The organism is Serratia ureilytica, assembly GCF_013375155.1.
In the GTDB taxonomy this organism is placed as follows: Bacteria; Pseudomonadota; Gammaproteobacteria; order Enterobacterales; family Enterobacteriaceae; genus Serratia; species Serratia ureilytica.
In genome coordinates this window covers 61162-78156 of sequence record NZ_JABXOF010000004.1, presented here as the reverse complement: position 1 = coordinate 78156, position 16995 = coordinate 61162, and the positions used below count along the sequence as shown (strand labels likewise).

Sequence of the window (16995 nt, the reverse complement as noted above, 5' to 3'; positions counted from 1 at the left end):
TATCAATGACGCCGCTCGCCCGGCGTTATTTATTTCCGCATAAGGAAGTCATCGTCGGGTGGTTATTCACCTCGCCTTGTTATAAGGCATTACGCTAATACACCCCGCGCACCCAAAAATGAGCTTCTTTCTCCACCGGTTATTATTCGGCGGCCTGATGTCGCCATGTCCGGACGGCTCATTTTCATTCACCCTGCAATACGTTGTTATAAGGATGAGTCACTGATGAAATCATTGTATCGCCTCTCCCTCTTGCTGCCTTTGCTTGCCACAGTGCCTGCACACGCCGCAGAGTCCGCCGCTCAGCCGTCAGACTGGTATCCTTCCGTTTACGGTGCAAAAGACGAAATCGGCGCGGCCAACCTGCTCACGCCAGAAGGGGTATTACAGTCCGTGCAGTTGGTAAAACAAGGCAAGACATTGTCATTGGCGGTGCCCGTCGATAAAGATTTCCCGGCGTTCCGCCACCGCAGCTTCCGCTTATATAATATTCAGCCTGGTCAGCAGGACGGTAAAACGCTTGGCCCAAATAAATTCACCTTTAATGATGAATTGGTGAATGCCTGGACCGGCGTCGGCACTCAGTTGAATGGCATTGGCCATATCGGCATCGACAATGTTTATTATAACGGCAATAAGGCGGCGGATTTCGTCACCGTAGATGGCGTGAAAAAATTGGGCGTGGAAAAAGTGCCGCCCATGGTCACACGCGGCGTCGTACTCGATATGACGGCTTATTATCATAAAGACATCATTCCGGGCGGCACCGAATTTTCCGTTGCGGATATTCAAGCGGTGCTTAAGAAGCAGGGCATTAGCTTAAAGAAAGGCGACGTTGTTTTATTTAATACCGGTTGGCTGGAGCTGATTGGTAAGGACAATAAAAAATTCCTGGAGGTCGAGCCGGGTATTGGCATGGAAGCGGCGAAGTGGTTGGCTGACCAAGGCATCGTGGCCTTTGGCGGTGATACCTGGGCTTCCGAAGTATATCCTAACCCGAAAAATGACGAAGAGTTCCCGGTCAACCAATACCTGCTGGCCAAACGCGGCGTCTATAACCTGGAACTGATCGACAGCCGCCCACTGGTGCGCACGAAAACCTGGGAATTCCTGTTCGTACTGGGGCAACCGCTGTATGTCGGCTCAACCCAGGTCAACATCAACCCGGTAGCAATTTACTGATTGGCGACACCGCCGTAGAAAATCGGCAGTGAGCGCCCACAAAAAACCCCGCCTGAGCGGGGTTTTTTTAGCGCTGTTGCCAGGCTTAGAACGGAATATCGTCGTCGAAATCCATTGGCGGTTCGTTGCTGGTCGCCGGAGCGCTGTTCTGCGCCGGACGAGACTGCTGCTGGCCGCCGCTGAACTGGTTGCCGCCCTGTGGCTGTTGAGGCTGGCCCCAACCGCCCTGGCCGCCGGCAGATTGACCGGCCGGTGCGCCGCCGCCCTGACGGCCGCCCAACATCTGCATGGTGCCGCCGACGTTAACCACGATCTCGGTGGTGTAGCGATCCTGGCCGCTCTGATCCTGCCATTTACGGGTCTGCAGGGAGCCTTCGATATAGACCTGAGAGCCTTTGCGCAGGTATTCGCCCGCCACTTCAGCCAGTTTGCCGAACAGCACAACGCGGTGCCACTCGGTCTTCTCTTTCTGTTCGCCGGTCGCTTTGTCACGCCAGCTTTCGGAGGTCGCCAGGGTAATGTTGGCCACTGCGCCGCCGTTCGGCATGTAACGGACTTCTGGATCCTGACCCAGATTCCCGACCAGAATTACTTTGTTTACGCCTCTGCTGGCCATGAGCACTTCTCCCGATGATTGATTTCTACACAGTATAAACGCGTCAGTTTACCACGCTGAGTACGAAACCACACCCGTGTTGATAAGTGCGAATTGCATTCCAGAATTGTCTTTCCAATCGACCTTATTGCATTCGCATACTGGATATCCATTCAGGTTTTTTTGTGTCATAATTATGCGTTTCGACCTGGCTGTGCCGGTTTTTTGCGAGATCCATCACAAAATCCCCCGCAAAAATCGCGACAGGCGCGGTGTATCATCAAGACGGGAAGTGTAAATGGACAATATCGAAGTTCGTGGTGCTCGAACCCATAATCTGAAAAACATCAACCTGATCATCCCGCGTGACAAACTGATCGTCGTCACCGGCCTGTCCGGTTCCGGCAAGTCTTCGCTGGCTTTCGATACGCTGTATGCCGAAGGGCAGCGGCGCTATGTCGAATCACTCTCCGCCTATGCGCGCCAGTTCCTGTCGCTGATGGAAAAACCGGACGTCGACCATATTGAAGGTCTGTCGCCGGCGATCTCCATCGAGCAGAAATCCACCTCGCACAACCCGCGATCCACGGTCGGCACCATCACCGAGATCCACGACTACCTGCGCCTGCTGTTCGCCCGCGTCGGCGAGCCGCGCTGCCCGGATCACCATGTGCCGCTGGCGGCGCAAACCGTCAGCCAGATGGTCGACAACGTGCTGAGCCAGCCGGAAGGCAATCGCCTGATGCTGCTGGCGCCGGTGGTGAAAGATCGCAAGGGCGAACACACCAAAACGCTGGAAAACCTGGCCGCTCAGGGCTATATCCGCGCGCGCATCGACGGTGAAGTGTGCGATCTGTCCGATCCGCCGAAGCTGGAGCTGCAGAAAAAACACACCATCGAAGTGGTGGTCGACCGTTTCAAGGTGCGCGACGACATGGCGCAGCGCCTGGCCGAATCGTTCGAAACCGCGCTGGAGCTCTCGGGCGGCACCGCGGTGGTGGCGGACATGGACGACGAAAAAGCGGACGAGCTGCTGTTCTCCGCCAACTTCGCCTGCCCGATCTGCGGCTACAGCATGCGCGAACTGGAACCGCGCCTGTTTTCCTTCAACAACCCGGCCGGCGCCTGCCCGACCTGCGACGGCCTGGGCGTGCAACAGTTCTTCGATCCGGATCGCGTGGTGCAAAACCCCGAGCTGTCGCTGGCCGGCGGCGCGATCCGCGGCTGGGATCGCCGCAACTTCTATTACTTCCAGATGCTGCGCTCGCTGGCGGAGCACTATGAGTTCGACGTCGAAGCCCCGTTCAACACCCTGAGCGCCAACGTGCAGAAGGCGGTGCTGAGCGGCTCCGGCAAAGAGTCGATCGAATTCAAATACATCAACGATCGCGGTGACACCACCGTGCGCCGCCACCCGTTCGAAGGCGTGCTGCACAACATGGAGCGCCGCTATAAAGAGACCGAATCCAGCGCGGTGCGCGAAGAGCTGGCGAAGTTCATCAGCAACCGCCCTTGCGCCTCGTGCCACGGCACCCGCCTGCGTGAAGAGGCGCGCAACGTGTTCGTCGAAGACACCACGCTGCCGGAGATCTCCGATCTGAGCATCGGCCATGCGATGACGTTCTTCCAGAACATGAAGCTCAGCGGCCAGCGCGCCAAGATCGCCGAGAAAGTGCTGAAAGAGATCGGCGATCGCCTGAAGTTCCTGGTGAACGTCGGCCTGAACTACCTGTCGCTGTCCCGTTCGGCGGAAACGCTCTCCGGCGGCGAAGCGCAGCGTATCCGCTTGGCCAGCCAGATCGGCGCCGGTTTGGTGGGCGTGATGTACGTGCTGGATGAGCCGTCGATCGGCCTGCACCAGCGCGACAACGAGCGCCTGCTGGAAACGCTGATCCACCTGCGCAACCTCGGCAACACGGTGATCGTGGTGGAGCATGACGAAGACGCCATCCGCGCCGCCGACCACGTGATCGACATCGGCCCCGGCGCCGGCGTGCACGGCGGCCAGGTGGTGGCGGAAGGCACCGTCGATGACATCATGGCGCAGCCGGAATCGCTGACCGGCCAGTTCCTCAGCGGCAAACGCGAGATCGCCATCCCGGCGCAGCGCGTGCAGGCCGATCCGACCAAGGTGCTGAAGCTGAGCGGCGCGCGCGGCAACAACCTGAAGGACGTGACGCTAACGCTGCCGGTCGGTCTGTTTACCTGCATCACCGGCGTGTCCGGCTCCGGCAAGTCGACGCTGATCAACGATACGCTGTTCCCGATCGCCCAGCGCCAGCTTAACGGCGCTACCATCGCCGAGCCTGCGCCGTTCCGCGAAGTGACCGGCCTGGAACATTTCGACAAGGTGATCGATATCGATCAGAGCCCGATCGGCCGCACGCCGCGCTCCAACCCGGCCACTTACACCGGCATCTTCACCCCGGTGCGCGAGCTGTTCGCCGGCGTGCCGGAGTCGCGCAGCCGCGGCTATACGCCGGGCCGCTTCAGCTTCAACGTCAAGGGCGGGCGCTGTGAAGCCTGCCAGGGCGACGGGGTGATCAAGGTCGAGATGCACTTCCTGCCGGACATCTACGTCCCGTGCGACCAGTGCAAAGGCAAACGCTATAACCGCGAAACGCTGGAAGTGAAGTACAAAGGCAAGAGCATCCACGAAGTGCTGGAGATGACCATCGAAGAAGCGCGCGATTTCTTCGACGCGGTGCCGGCGCTGGCGCGCAAGCTGCAAACCCTGATGGATGTCGGCCTGTCCTACATCCGCCTCGGCCAGTCGGCCACCACGCTCTCCGGCGGTGAGGCGCAGCGCGTCAAGCTGGCGCGCGAGCTGTCGAAACGCGGCACCGGCCAGACGCTGTATATTCTCGACGAGCCGACCACCGGTCTGCACTTCGCCGATATCCAACAGCTGTTGGCGGTACTGCATCAGCTGCGCGATCAGGGCAATACCATCGTGGTCATCGAGCATAACCTGGACGTGATCAAAACCGCCGACTGGATCGTCGATCTGGGGCCGGAAGGCGGCAGCGGCGGCGGCGAGATCCTGGTCGCCGGCACGCCGGAAACGGTCGCCGAGTGTGAAAAATCGCACACCGCGCGCTTCCTGAAACCGCTGTTGGAAAAATAACGGCGGATGATACGCTCAACGAGGCGCCCTATTCCGCCTCGTTGAGCAATCAACCTATCCCTCTGCGAGAAACATTAAATACCCTTCGCTGCATCATTCCTTTAAAAACAGGCGCTTTGAACCCAGCCAATAATAAACTCGCCCCATCATGCCATTTGTTTGGCTTTTGTTTATTCCCCATGCGTTTCACTATTGCGGTGAAATAACGCCAATGGCGCGCCGTCGCCTGTCGATTAATCAATATAAACATGGCGTTTATCAATAAGCCGTCATTTAAACGTGGGCCTGCGGGCCGTTTATTCAATGGGATGATATAAAGGTGTTTAACGTGGATAATAAACTGGGTACCTCTGCCGCCGCCCTGCTCTTTCTTTTTCCCCTCGCCGGTCAGGCGCAGGACGGCGAAGCGTCTTTAACGCTCGCCGGCGGCCTCGCCGTCGCTCCCGCCTATGAAGGCTCGTCTTTTTACAGCATTGAACCGCTGTATCAGGTGAATGCCGGCTATCAAAACGCCAGTTGGGGAGAATTCAGCGCGGGCAGCGAAGGGGCGCGCTGGCAATTCCCCATCGCCGGGCCCGTCGGCATCGCGTTATTGCTCAACTATGACGCCGGCCGTGACGAGGAAATCAAAACCTTGCGCGGGCGCAACACCCGGCTCAAAGGCATGGGCAAACTGGGCGGCGCGCTGGAAGCCGGCGCTGAGCTGAGCTACCAACTCGACCCCTTCCGCGCCTATGTCAAAGGGATGCAGGCGACGCGCAAACGCAGCTACGGCGGGGAAGAACTGGGCCACACCGCCTATGTGGAAAGCGGACTGACCGGGCAATATCCGCTCAGCGAACAGCTGACGCTTATCGGCAATCTCTCCACCACCTGGGCCAACAGCGGCTATCAGCGCGGCTATTTCGGCGTAACGTCGCAGCAGGCGCAGCACAGCGCCTTCAGCGCGTATCGGCCGGGCAGCGGCTTCAAGGACGCGACGCTCACCGCCGCGCTCAACTACCAATGGCGACCGAACGTGGCCTTCCAGGCCGGGGTCGGCGTAACGCGCCTGCTGGGCGACGCGGCCGACAGCCCCATCGTTGAGAAAACCACCTCGGGCATGGCCTTCACCAGCGCCAGCTACAGTTTTTGACGTTTTTGCCTAAGTCTGTGCAGGAAGGGATAAACGCCATGATTAAAAAACGAACTACAGTTTAGCTGAGTGTCAGGTAAACGGATGGATAATTAAACATTCATTATTTACCTGACAATGTCAGGCGTGGCTTTCCCTTATTAAGGATATTTTATGTGTCAACATCATGCGACGGAATGTCGTAATTTCACCGCATTTCGCCACCGCTGGGAAATGCCCATGATCTGGCTATCTGCGATAATTACCTTGTTCGGTTTTTTATTTGGCATCGCCGCCGTCGTGGTAAATACGGATGGAACTGCACTTGGGTTGGGAGACGACGCCAAGGAAACATTGGATACCCTCAGCCTGCTCGCGTTATTACCGCTGATCCCGATCGCTTTCTATATTTACCGTTTCTATCTCGCCGCACAGGCGAAATCCAACGCCTTGCGCATCGGGCCGGCGCAATTTCCGGAACTGTTCGCGCTGTATCAGGATATCGGCCGTCGGCTGGAACTCAAGACGCTGCCCAAGCTTTATCTGACCAACGGCAACGGCGTGGTCAACGCCTTCGCGCTGGAATGCAACCGCCGCCAGCGCTACGTGGTGATCCATGCTGAAATCGCCATGCTGATGCCCACCGCGCCGGAGATCGTGGAGTTCGTGCTGGCCCATGAATTGGCCCATCACAAGCTGCGGCACGTGTCGCTGTGGCGTCTGGCGATCGGCGTTGTGCCGCAGTCGCTGGTGCTGCCCGGCCTGGCGACCACTCGCGCACAGGAGTATTCCGCAGACCGCGTGGCGCTCGCCGTCTGCCCGAATTACGCCGACACGGTGCGGCTGCTGGCCGTCGGCCCCTGGATGCAGCACGGCGTGAACCCGCAGGCCTGGCTGGAACAGTGCGAAGAAGAGAACAAGGAGCTGTTTGTCCGCATCAGCAACCTGCTGTCGGATCATGCGGTGATGGTCAAACGCTTCAAGGCGCTCAAAGACATTGAGATGCACGGCTTCGAGCGCCACGGCAGCATGTTTTAATCCGCCCCGCCGGGCCTACAGCGTTTTCAGCACCCGCGCGGGGTTGCCGCCCACCACGCAGTTGGCCGGCACGTCTTTGGTCACCACCGCGCCGGAGGCCACAACCGCATTATCGCCGATGGTCACGCCCGGATTGATCACCGCGCGCCCGCCGATCCACACGTTGTTGCCAATCTTGACCGGCTTGCCGAACTCCGCGCCGCCGGCGCGGGTCTCGGCGTCCAGCGGATGGGTGGCGGTGTAGATATGCACGCCCGGCGCCAGCAGGCAGTTGTCGCCGATATGCACCTCGCACACGTCGAGGATCACGCAGTCGAAATTGGCGTAGAAGTTCTTGCCGAGATAGATGTTATAGCCGTAGTCGCAGCGGAACGTCGGCTCGATGGCGCCGCCTTGATAGCCGCCCAGCAGCTCGTCCAGCCACTGTTTGCGCAGCTCGCCCTCTTCCGGCGATGAGTGGTTGTAGCGATGCGTTATCTGGCGCGCGCGCCGACGCTCGCTGCGCAGCAGTTCATCGCCGGCGTCGTACAGTTCCCCGGCGATCATCTTGCGCTTTTCTTCGCTCATGGCCATGTCGGCCTCCTTCATCCGCGTTTCTTGAATGCCCAAGCGTAGCCGCTTTAGCCCGGCAATAAAAAGGGAACGTTCCCAATTTAAAGCCCTGATCACGGTTTAACGCGAGAAAGCAGGAGAAAACGGGCGGCGCCGCCGCCCGGCAATCAGGCGCGCAGTTCCTGGCGCACGTGTTCGGGCAGGCCTTCCACCACCAGCTGATAGGAGCTGTCGATCAACGCATAAAACTGCGAGTTCGGCAGGTTGCCGTCGAGAAATACCGTATTCCAGTGCGCCTTGTTCAGGCCATTGCAGGCGACGATCTCAGGGTGGTGTTCGCGCAGGCTTTCCGCCAGCTCCGGGCTGGACTTGACCGCCAACGCCGGCCGCCCTTCCACTTCGCACACCATGGCGAACATCACGTCGCCCACCTTGATCTGGCTGGCCTGCCACTGGTTCTGGTCGCTTTGCTCCGCGCCCGGCTTCGCCATGCAGTACTCCAGCAATGCGCTGTTATTCATTGGGTTATTCCCCCTGTAATGTGGCCACAATACGGCGTGCTCCGCCGTGGATGCGGTGCTCCCCCAGCCAGATGCCCTGCCATGTGCCCAACATCAGCCGCCCGTGCCTGACGGGCAGCGTCAAGGAAGCGCCCAGCAGCGAGGATTTGATGTGCGCCGGCATGTCGTCCGGCCCTTCGTAGTCATGTTGATAGGGGGCGTTTTCCGGCACCTGACGCAGGAAATGCTGCTCCATATCGGCTCGCACCGTGGGATCGCAGTTCTCGTTGAGCGTCAGCGAGGCCGAGGTATGCTGCAGCAACAGATGCAGCAGGCCGGTTTGCAGGCGGTGTAAGTGGGTTAACTGGTTGGTGATCTCGTCGGTAACCAGATGAAAGCCACGCGCTTTTGCGCTGAGGATTAGCGTTTGCTGATGCCACATGAGTGAGCGCCCCTCAATCAGTATATTCTCTCTCCGGTTTGCGGCAACTTCGGCGGCGCGCCGGCAATAAAAAAGGAGCGATATCGCTATCGCTCCCGATGAACGTCCGTTCAGACTAACAGGCGTTACTGCACCGCAGCAAACGCCTCGGCTACCTGACGCACGTTGTCGTGGTTCAGGCCGGCCACGCACATGCGGCCGCTGTGGATCAGGTAGACGCCGAACTCTTCGCGCAGGCGATCGACCTGCGCCGCGCTGAAGCCGGTGTAGCTGAACATGCCGCGCTGCGCCAGCAGGTAATCGAAGTTGCGCTGCGGCAGCGCGCTCTTCAGGGTGTCCACCAACGCGTGGCGCATTTCGAGAATGCGGGTGCGCATGCTTTCCACTTCATTGAGCCACTGAGTTTTCAGCTCAGCGTCGTTCAGCACTTTAGCTACCAGCTGCGCGCCGAAGTTCGGCGGGCTCGAGTAGTTGCGGCGCACGGTCGCCTTCAGCTGGCCTAGCACGCGCCCGGCCGCTTCTTCGCTTTCGCACACCACCGACAGGCCGCCGACGCGCTCGCCGTACAGTGAGAAGATCTTCGAGAACGAGTTGCTCACCAGGCACGGCAAGCCGGCCGCCGCAATGGCGCGAATGGCGTAGACGTCCTGCTCCATACCGCCGCCGAAGCCCTGATAGGCGATGTCGAGGAACGGAATGATCTCACGATCGGCGATCACCTTGATCACTTCGTCCCACTGGGCGGGGGTCAGGTCTGAGCCGGTCGGGTTGTGACAGCACGGATGCAGCAGCGCGATGCTGTGCTTCGGCAGCTGTTTCAGCGCAGCCAGCATGGCGTCGAACTTCACGCCCAGGCTTTCGCCGTCAAAATACGGATAGGTATTCACCTTGAAACCGGCGCCGCTGAAGATGGCGACGTGGTTTTCCCAGGTGGGATCGCTGACCCACACCTGCGAATTCGGGAAGTAGCTTTTCAGGAAGTCCGCGCCCACTTTCAGCGCGCCGGAACCGCCGACGGTCTGAATGGTGGCGATGCGCCCCTGCTGCAGCATCGGGTGCTGCTCGCCGAACAGCAAATGCTGGATGGCGGTGCGGTAGGATTGCAGCCCTTCCATCGGCAGGTATACCGAGGCGCCGTGCTCGACGCTGTTCAACTGCGCTTGCGCCGCGGCGACCGCGCGCATCTGCGGAATAACGCCCTGCGCATCGTAGTACAGGCCAATGCTCAGGTTCACCTTGTGCGCGCGCGGGTCTTGTTTGAATTTTTCCATCAGCGACAGAATGGGATCGCCGGCATAGGCGTCAACGTTCTGGAACACGTTTTTTTCTCCTGGTTTATTTATTGTGGTTTGGGCACAGCGTTACGTTCCTAATATAGACGGAAAAGCGTATTCGGTTTCAGCTTTCTCGCGTCACCGGCAACAAACCGTTTTCCTTGATGCGATTGAGCACCACCGCCGTTTTGATATGCGCCACGCTTTTGTGCGGCGACAGCGTCTGGCTGATGAACTCGCTCAGCGCCGGCAGGTCCGCCACCGCCACTTTCAGCAGGTAATCGGCGTCGCCGGTGGTCTTGTAAGCGTCCAGGATCGCGTCCACGTCCTCCAGCATCTGATGAAAGCTGTCGATCTGCTCCTGAGCGTGCGTGATCAGGCTGACTTCAATCAGCCCCACCAGCCCCAGGCCGACCGCCTCCGGCGCCAGCCGCGCGTGGTAGCCGCGGATCAGCTGCGCCTGCTCCAGGCTGATGCGCCGCCGTGAACACTGGGAAGCGGAAAGCCCCACCAGTTCGCTCAGCTCCTGATTGGTCAAACGGCCGTTGGCCTGTAACAGCGTCAGGATTTTCATATCAAAATCGTCAATGTTGTACATAGCCACCTGTAAACTGTGTTAATAAATGTTGACGTTACAGCCTACCAGTTTTTTTACCGTTGCCGACGTCACACCCTGGCGCTTAAATCGCGTACAGCAGCAACGCCCGGCGTTTTCGCCGGTAAGCGGCATAAAAAACGGCTAACTCATGCAGGCAAACGACAATTAACGGCGAAGTAACGCATAAAACCACGAATGTATAAAAAGGACGCCAGATGAAAAAGTTACTCCCTCTCGCGCTGCTGCTCGCCGCCGGCAGCGCCGGCGCGCAATCCCACCTGGACAAAGTGCTGCAGCAAAAGACCCTGGAGGTCTGCACCACCGGCGACTACAAGCCCTACACCTTCCTCAAGGAAGATGGCAGCTATGAAGGCATCGATATCGACATGGCGGAATCGCTGGCGAAGAGCCTCGGCGCCAAGGTGAAGTGGGTGAAAACCAGCTGGAAAACCCTGACGCCGGACTTCGCCTCCGGCAAGTGCGACATCGCCATGGGCGGCATCTCCGTCACGCTGGAGCGCCAAAAACAGGTGTTCTTCGCCGACAAGCTGGATACCGACGGCAAAATTCCGCTGGTGCGCTGCACCGACGTGAAGAAATACCGCACGATAGAACAGATCAACAAACCGTCGGTGCGTCTGCTGGAACCGGCGGGCGGCACCAACGAAGCCTTCGTGCACGCCTATCTGCCAAAAGCCAAGCTGACGCTGACGCACGACAACATGAGCATTTTCCAGCAGCTGGTGGATCGCAAGGCGGACGTGATGATCACCGACGCCTCCGAGGCGCTGTACCAGCAGAAGCGCTATCCGAAGCTGTGCGCGGTGAATCCGACCAAACCGATGCAGTACGGCGAAAAGGCTTACATGCTGCCGCGCGACGATCTGAGCTGGAAACTGTATGTGGATCAGTGGCTGCACCTGGCCAAGGCGACCGGCGAGTATCAGAAGGTTATCGACAAGTGGTTGGCGGTAAAGAAGTAACCCGCTGAGAAACGGGGCCGACGCGCGTCGGCCCCTGCGGCGTATCAGTCGCCAATGTATTCCATCGCCACGCGCTGCGTGAGCTTGGTGATCAGTTCATAAGCGCTGATGCCGGTACAGGCGGCGATGCGCTCGACCGGCAACGCCGGCCCCCACAGCACCGCTTCATCCCCCACCTTATCGGCGGCGTCCGGCCCGAGATCGACCGAAATCATGTCCATCGACACCCGGCCGACGATCGGCACTTCGCGGCCGTTGATCAGGATCGGCGTGCCGGTCGGCGCGCTGCGCGGGTAGCCGTCGCCGTACCCCATCGCCACCACGCCAAGGCGAGTATCGCGCGGGCTGATCCAGGTGCCACCATAGCCCACCGCTTCACCAGCCTTGTGCTCGCGCACCGCGATCAGGCTGGATTTCAGCGTCATCGCCGGCTGCAGACCATGCTCGGCGCCGCTGCCGCTATCCAACGGCGACACGCCGTACAGAATGATGCCGGGGCGCACCCACTCGTTGTGGGCGTCCGGCCACAGCAGCGTGCCGCCGGAAGCGGCGACCGAGCGCTGGCCCGGTTTGCCGCGCGCGAACTGCTCGAAGCAGGCGATCTGTTTCAACGTGGTGTCGGACTCCGGCTCGTCGGCGCGGCTGAAGTGGCTCATGATATTGACCGGCTGCGCCACGTTGCGGCAAGCGCACAGGCGCTGATAAAACGCCTCCGCCTGTTCGGGACGCACCCCCAGCCGATGCATGCCGGTATCGAGCTTCATCCACACCGGCACCGGGCGCGCCAGCTCGGCCTGTTCCAGCGCCTCGAGCTGTTCGATGCTGTGCACCGCGGTTTCGATGTTGTTCGCCACCAGCACCGGCAGGTCTTCGGCGCTGAAGAAGCCTTCCAGCAGCAGGATCGGCTTGACGATGCCGCCGGAGCGCAGCATCAGCGCCTCGCCGATGCGCGCTACGCCGTAGCAGTCGGCGTCTTGCAGGGTGTGTGCTGTTTCCAGCAGGCCATGTCCATAAGCGTTTGCTTTCACAACGGCAATCAGGCGGCTTTGCGGCGCCTGGCGGCGCACCTGTTGCAGATTATGTCGCAGAGCGCGGCGGTCGATTACAGCGGTTGCCGCTTTCATTTCAGTTCCTTAGCTGATTATTCGTCATCGTATTGTGGCCCCGCGTAGTTATCGAAACGCGACCACTGGCCGTTAAAGGTAAGGCGCACGGTGCCGATTGGGCCGTTACGCTGCTTACCGATAATAATTTCCGCGATCCCTTTCAGATCGCTGTTCTCGTGATACACCTCATCACGATAGATGAACATAATCAGGTCGGCGTCCTGCTCGATGGAGCCGGATTCACGCAGGTCGGAGTTGACCGGGCGTTTGTCGGCGCGCTGCTCCAGGCTTCGGTTCAGCTGCGACAGCGCCACCACCGGCACCTGCAACTCTTTCGCCAGCGCCTTCAGCGAGCGCGAAATCTCGGCGATCTCCAGCGTACGGTTGTCGGACAAGGCCGGCACGCGCATCAGCTGCAGGTAGTCGATCATGATCAGGCTAAGCCCGTCGTGCTCACGGAAAATGCGCCGCGCGCGCGAGCGCACCTCGGTCGGCGTCAGGCCGGAGGAGTCGTCGATGTACATGTTGCGCTTCTCCAGCAGGATGCCCATGGTGCTGGAAATGCGCGCCCAGTCCTCGTCGTCGAGCTGGCCGGTACGGATGCGCGTCTGATCCACGCGCGACAGTGACGCCAGCATACGCATCATGATCTGCTCGCCGGGCATCTCCAGGCTGAAGATCAGCACCGGTTTCTCCTGGGTCATCGCGGCGTTTTCGCACAGGTTCATGGCGAAGGTGGTTTTCCCCATCGATGGACGGGCGGCGACGATGATCAGATCGGACTTTTGCATGCCCGCGGTTTTCTTGTTGAGGTCCTGATAGCCGGTATCGACCCCGGTCACGCCGTCATGCGGCTGCTGATACAGCTGTTCGATGCGCGAGACGGTGTCTTCCAGGATGCGTTCGATGCCCTTCGGGCCCTCGTCTTTGCTGGCGCGGTTCTCGGCGATTTGGAATACGCGGGATTCCGCCAGATCGAGCAGGTCTTCGCTGCTGCGCCCCTGCGGATCGTAGCCGGCGTCGGCGATTTCGTTAGCCACCGAGATCATTTCGCGCACCACCGCGCGCTCGCGTACGATGTCGGCGTAGGCACCGATGTTGGCGGCGCTCGGGGTGTTTTTCGACAGCTCGGCCAGGTAGGCGAAGCCCCCCACCGAGTCCAGTTCGCCCTTCTGTTCGAGCGATTCGGACAGGGTGATGAGGTCGATAGGCTTGCTCATCTCCAGCAGACGCTGCATCTCGGTAAAGATCAGGCGATGCGGGCGGCTGAAGAAGTCGTTGGCGACCACGCGTTCCGCCACGTTGTCCCAACGCTCGTTATCCAGCATCAAACCGCCCAACACCGACTGCTCGGCCTCCAGCGAGTGCGGCGGCATCTTCAGCCCTTCCATCTGACGATCTCTGGAACGCTCTCTGGTTTCGTCCGCGTTTGTTTTGTTGGTTGGTTTTTTTCCTGCCATGAAACGTAGTCTTTATCCGGTTGCGAATGAAGGATCCTGACGCGAGAGTATACGTGATTTTTGCGTCATAACCGATGCAAAAAAGGTATTGACCCCCGCACGGGCGAACTGGATCTCCGATAATAAAAAGAATAGGGTGAAATCAGACACTCCAACGAGGTAACCCTATGGCCAAGCGCATTCAATTCTCCGCCGTCGGCGGACCGGAAGTCTTGCAATACGTTGATTTTACACCGCTCGATCCGGCTGCCGGTGAAGTGCAGATCGAGAACAAGGCGATCGGCATCAACTACATCGACACCTATGTGCGCAGCGGGCTGTACGCGCCGGCCAGCCTGCCGAGCGGCCTCGGCACCGAAGCGGCCGGCGTGGTGGTCAAGGTCGGCGCCGGGGTCAGCGCGATCAAACCGGGCGACCGGGTGGTGTATGCGCAGTCGTCGCTCGGCGCCTACAGCGAGATCCACAACGTGCCGGAAGAGAAAGTGGCGCTGCTGCCGCACAACCTGAGCTTTGAGCAAGGCGCCGCTTCTTTTCTGAAAGGGCTGACGGTGCACTATCTGCTGCGCCAGACCCACGAAGTGCAGCCGGGTGAAGTATTTTTGTTCCATGCAGCCGCCGGCGGCGTCGGGCTGATCGCCTGTCAGTGGGCCAAAGCGCTGGGCGCGCGCCTGATCGGCAGCGTCGGCTCCGACGAGAAGGCGGCGCTGGCGAAGCAGGCCGGCGCCTGGGCCACCATCAACTACCATAAAGAGGATATCGCCCAGCGGGTGGCCGAGCTGACGCACGGCGAGAAGGTCGGCGTGGTATACGATTCGGTGGGGCAAAGCACCTGGCAGGCCTCGCTCAACAGCCTGAAGCGGCGCGGCCTGATGGTCAGCTTCGGCAACGCGTCCGGCCCGGTGACCGGCGTCGATCTGGCGCTGCTGAATCAGAAGGGCTCGCTGTACGTCACCCGCCCTTCCCTCAACGGCTACATCACCAACCGCGCCGAGCTGCAGTACGCCAGCAACGAGCTGTTCTCGCTGATCGGCAGCGGCGCCATTCGGGTGGAGGTGAGAGACGAGCAGAAATTCGCGCTGGCCGACGCCCAGCGTGCGCACCAGGTGCTGGAAAGCCGCAGCACCAGCGGTTCCAGCCTGCTGATCCCCTGATCGCGGCCAAAGAAAAGGGCTCCTTGCGGAGCCCTTTCTGTTACTGCGTTTTGTAGGGGTAGAGCAGAGTCCGCCAGAGACAGGGGTTGCTTTAGCAACACGAATTTTAGGTGTCTCTCACGGTGATGAAATCGGTCGCATCACTGCATCGACCCACATCCTAACAGCCCCGTCCGGCAAAAAACACGCTTTATGTGCCACATCGCCGGGGAAAACTGCCAAGCTGTGATCGCTGCCGCATTCGCGGTGCGGGAAATTGTGCAAGTTTCAGTGTGACTGTCTGATTATTCAGCAAAAAATCAGTAACGCCGGATCTGGGGTTTCTGCATTGAACGGTAAATCCATACCCCAACCACCGCCAAAATCAGCCACGGCAGCAGCTTAATGACCACCGCGAACAGCCCGCCCAACAGCATGAATGCCGCCGCCACCAACAGCGCAGCGAAGATCCCCAGCAGCGAGATGCCGGTCACCATCAGCATCACCACAAAACCAATGAGAAAGAAGATTTCCAACATGATTGCTCCTTTGCAATACAACGTATCTGCAGAGTGGATTACAAGAAGCGTGCCAGAACGGCGGATGGGCTAACCCATTGAAAATAGAGGACAGGCATCCGGTAACGCACCGAACGCCTGGCGAAAAACACTAACTGTTGGTCAAATTTTTTGTGGATTACGCCATTTCGACGCGCGGCTGACGCACCAGCGCCAGCGCCTGCTCCACCACCCGCGCATCGGCGCCCGGCTTGTGGGCGTTCTCGCTCAGATGGCGACGCCACTGGCGCGCGCCCGGCACGCCCTGGAACAGACCGAGAATATGGCGAGTAATGTGGCCAAGATAGGTGCCGTTAGACAGCTCGCGCTCGATATACGGATACAGCGCTTCGACGATCGCCACGCTGTCCGGCACCGCAGTCTGCGCGCCGAACAGTTCGCTGTCGACCCGCGCCAGGATACCCGGATTCTGATACGCCTCGCGCCCCATCATCACGCCGTCCAAGTGCTGCAGGTGCTGCCGCGCCTCTTCCAGCGTTTTCACCCCGCCGTTAATGGCGATGGTCAACGCCGGGAAATCCCGCTTCAACTGATAGACGCGCGGATAGTCCAGCGGCGGCACTTCGCGGTTTTCTTTCGGGCTGAGGCCGGAGAGCCAGGCCTTGCGCGCGTGGATGGTGAACATGTCGCACTCGCCGCGCCCGGCGACGGTCTCGATAAAGTCACACAGGAAGGCGTAGCTGTCCTGATCGTCGATGCCGATGCGGGTCTTCACCGTCACCGGGATCGACACCACGTCGCGCATCGCCTTGATGCAATCGGCGACCAGCGCCGCCTGGCCCATCAGACAGGCGCCGAACATGCCGTTTTGCACCCGATCGGACGGGCAGCCGACGTTGAGGTTAATCTCATCGTAACCGCGCTGCTCCGCCAGCTTGGCGCAATGCGCCAGCGCGGCCGGATCGCTACCGCCCAGCTGCAGCGCCACCGGATGCTCTTCTTCGCTGTAGGCCAGATAGTCGCCCTTGCCGTGGATGATCGCGCCGGTGGTCACCATCTCGGTGTACAGCAGCGTTTCCTTGGTCAGCAGGCGGTGGAAGTAACGGCAATGACGATCGGTCCAGTCGAGCATCGGCGCGATGGAGAAACGATTGGCGGCGTAGGTTGGGGCGTGGTTGTCTTTCGTCATGCTGAGTTACTGGCTACCTGAGTCTGTCTGGGTTCAACGAACGGCACGCGGCCGCAAACGGCTATTATAACGACAATCGGCGCCGTTGGGAAAACCCGCTTGCCGCCGGCAAAAATAAGCGGAGACAAGGCGAATAAACCCGCTCGTTCAGGTGTTATCTCATTACGGGCGCGCACGGCGCCTCTGC

At 59.8% G+C, this 16995-nt stretch carries 16 protein-coding genes; 6 read left to right on the top strand and 10 right to left on the bottom strand.

The annotated features are described in order from the left end of the window. The first annotated feature begins 225 nt into the window (after positions 1–225). Positions 226–1182 carry a cyclase family protein gene (locus HWW83_RS09210; RefSeq protein WP_176589231.1) on the top strand — a complete coding sequence of 319 codons (957 nt, stop codon included), beginning with the start codon at positions 226–228 and terminating at the stop codon, positions 1180–1182. Positions 1183–1267: 85 nt separating this feature from the next. On the opposite strand, the gene ssb1 is transcribed toward HWW83_RS09210, so the two are convergent. Further along, a complete protein-coding gene (gene ssb1, locus HWW83_RS09205) occupies positions 1268–1798 on the bottom strand; it encodes a single-stranded DNA-binding protein SSB1 (RefSeq protein ID WP_004936793.1) in 531 nt (176 codons plus the stop codon). A 277-nt stretch (positions 1799–2075) separates the two neighbouring features. On the opposite strand from ssb1, the gene uvrA reads away from it, so the two are divergent. From uvrA to HWW83_RS09190, 3 genes are all read left to right on the top strand, one after another. Further along, on the top strand, positions 2076–4904 hold the full coding sequence (uvrA, locus tag HWW83_RS09200; RefSeq protein ID WP_176589230.1) for an excinuclease ABC subunit UvrA: 2829 nt from the start codon (positions 2076–2078) through the stop codon (positions 4902–4904). A gap of 328 nt (positions 4905–5232) precedes the next feature. Continuing rightward, complete coding sequence (locus HWW83_RS09195; protein ID WP_033651345.1) at positions 5233–6039, top strand: MipA/OmpV family protein; 807 nt, start codon at positions 5233–5235, stop codon at positions 6037–6039. Between the two features lie 219 nt (positions 6040–6258). Then, a complete protein-coding gene (locus HWW83_RS09190; protein WP_176589229.1) occupies positions 6259–7056 on the top strand; it encodes a M48 family metallopeptidase in 798 nt (265 codons plus the stop codon). Between the two features lie 15 nt (positions 7057–7071). Here the strand turns inward: HWW83_RS09190 and maa are convergent, their stop codons facing one another. From maa to HWW83_RS09165, 5 genes are all read right to left on the bottom strand, one after another. Then, positions 7072–7629 carry a maltose O-acetyltransferase gene (gene maa, locus HWW83_RS09185; RefSeq protein ID WP_047026577.1) on the bottom strand — a complete coding sequence of 186 codons (558 nt, stop codon included), beginning with the start codon at positions 7627–7629 and terminating at the stop codon, positions 7072–7074. A gap of 146 nt (positions 7630–7775) precedes the next feature. After that, positions 7776–8129, bottom strand: coding sequence for an MmcQ/YjbR family DNA-binding protein (locus tag HWW83_RS09180; protein ID WP_116287012.1), 354 nt, complete (start codon positions 8127–8129; stop codon positions 7776–7778). A gap of 4 nt (positions 8130–8133) precedes the next feature. After that, a complete protein-coding gene (locus tag HWW83_RS09175) occupies positions 8134–8550 on the bottom strand; it encodes a secondary thiamine-phosphate synthase enzyme YjbQ (protein WP_016930264.1) in 417 nt (138 codons plus the stop codon). A gap of 125 nt (positions 8551–8675) precedes the next feature. Further along, on the bottom strand, positions 8676–9869 hold the full coding sequence (locus HWW83_RS09170; protein ID WP_033644416.1) for an amino acid aminotransferase: 1194 nt from the start codon (positions 9867–9869) through the stop codon (positions 8676–8678). Positions 9870–9948: 79 nt separating this feature from the next. Then, positions 9949–10422: an Lrp/AsnC family transcriptional regulator gene (locus tag HWW83_RS09165; RefSeq protein WP_025304444.1), complete on the bottom strand. Its 474-nt coding sequence runs from the start codon at positions 10420–10422 to the stop codon at positions 9949–9951. 215 nt (positions 10423–10637) lie between these two features. On the opposite strand from HWW83_RS09165, the gene HWW83_RS09160 reads away from it, so the two are divergent. Then, the gene (locus tag HWW83_RS09160; protein ID WP_033651220.1) at positions 10638–11405 is read left to right on the top strand and encodes a transporter substrate-binding domain-containing protein; all 768 of its coding nucleotides are present in this window, start codon (positions 10638–10640) and stop codon (positions 11403–11405) included. A gap of 44 nt (positions 11406–11449) precedes the next feature. Here HWW83_RS09160 and alr read toward each other — a convergent pair whose 3' ends face one another. Beyond that, a complete protein-coding gene (alr, locus tag HWW83_RS09155; protein ID WP_176589228.1) occupies positions 11450–12529 on the bottom strand; it encodes an alanine racemase in 1080 nt (359 codons plus the stop codon). Positions 12530–12546: 17 nt separating this feature from the next. After that, positions 12547–13971, bottom strand: a complete 1425-nt coding sequence (gene dnaB / locus HWW83_RS09150) for a replicative DNA helicase (protein ID WP_025160134.1) — start codon at positions 13969–13971, stop codon at positions 12547–12549. A 167-nt stretch (positions 13972–14138) separates the two neighbouring features. Here dnaB and HWW83_RS09145 point away from each other — a divergent pair, with 167 nt between their 5' ends. Further along, entirely contained in the window at positions 14139–15122 is a 984-nt protein-coding gene (locus HWW83_RS09145) for a quinone oxidoreductase (protein WP_033644412.1), read from the top strand. A gap of 299 nt (positions 15123–15421) precedes the next feature. On the opposite strand, the gene pspG is transcribed toward HWW83_RS09145, so the two are convergent. Next, positions 15422–15640: an envelope stress response protein PspG gene (pspG, locus tag HWW83_RS09140; RefSeq protein WP_033644411.1), complete on the bottom strand. Its 219-nt coding sequence runs from the start codon at positions 15638–15640 to the stop codon at positions 15422–15424. A 157-nt stretch (positions 15641–15797) separates the two neighbouring features. After that, on the bottom strand, positions 15798–16808 hold the full coding sequence (dusA, locus tag HWW83_RS09135) for a tRNA dihydrouridine(20/20a) synthase DusA (RefSeq protein ID WP_033644410.1): 1011 nt from the start codon (positions 16806–16808) through the stop codon (positions 15798–15800). Positions 16809–16995 lie beyond the last annotated feature (187 nt).

Bases quoted from the DNA above. Each gene is read 5' to 3' on its own strand.
- alr (WP_176589228.1), bottom strand. From the start codon at position 12,529: ATGAAAGCGGCAACCGCTGTAATCGACCGCCGCGCTCTGCGACATAAT.
- maa (WP_047026577.1), bottom strand. From the start codon at position 7,629: ATGGCCATGAGCGAAGAAAAGCGCAAGATGATCGCCGGGGAACTGTAC.
- dusA (WP_033644410.1), bottom strand. From the start codon at position 16,808: ATGACGAAAGACAACCACGCCCCAACCTACGCCGCCAATCGTTTCTCC.
- HWW83_RS09190 (WP_176589229.1), top strand. From the start codon at position 6,259: ATGATCTGGCTATCTGCGATAATTACCTTGTTCGGTTTTTTATTTGGC.
- uvrA (WP_176589230.1), top strand. From the start codon at position 2,076: ATGGACAATATCGAAGTTCGTGGTGCTCGAACCCATAATCTGAAAAAC.
- pspG (WP_033644411.1), bottom strand. From the start codon at position 15,640: ATGTTGGAAATCTTCTTTCTCATTGGTTTTGTGGTGATGCTGATGGTG.
- HWW83_RS09210 (WP_176589231.1), top strand. From the start codon at position 226: ATGAAATCATTGTATCGCCTCTCCCTCTTGCTGCCTTTGCTTGCCACA.
- HWW83_RS09180 (WP_116287012.1), bottom strand. From the start codon at position 8,129: ATGAATAACAGCGCATTGCTGGAGTACTGCATGGCGAAGCCGGGCGCG.
- HWW83_RS09160 (WP_033651220.1), top strand. From the start codon at position 10,638: ATGAAAAAGTTACTCCCTCTCGCGCTGCTGCTCGCCGCCGGCAGCGCC.
- ssb1 (WP_004936793.1), bottom strand. From the start codon at position 1,798: ATGGCCAGCAGAGGCGTAAACAAAGTAATTCTGGTCGGGAATCTGGGT.
- HWW83_RS09145 (WP_033644412.1), top strand. From the start codon at position 14,139: ATGGCCAAGCGCATTCAATTCTCCGCCGTCGGCGGACCGGAAGTCTTG.
- HWW83_RS09165 (WP_025304444.1), bottom strand. From the start codon at position 10,422: ATGTACAACATTGACGATTTTGATATGAAAATCCTGACGCTGTTACAG.
- dnaB (WP_025160134.1), bottom strand. From the start codon at position 13,971: ATGGCAGGAAAAAAACCAACCAACAAAACAAACGCGGACGAAACCAGA.
- HWW83_RS09175 (WP_016930264.1), bottom strand. From the start codon at position 8,550: ATGTGGCATCAGCAAACGCTAATCCTCAGCGCAAAAGCGCGTGGCTTT.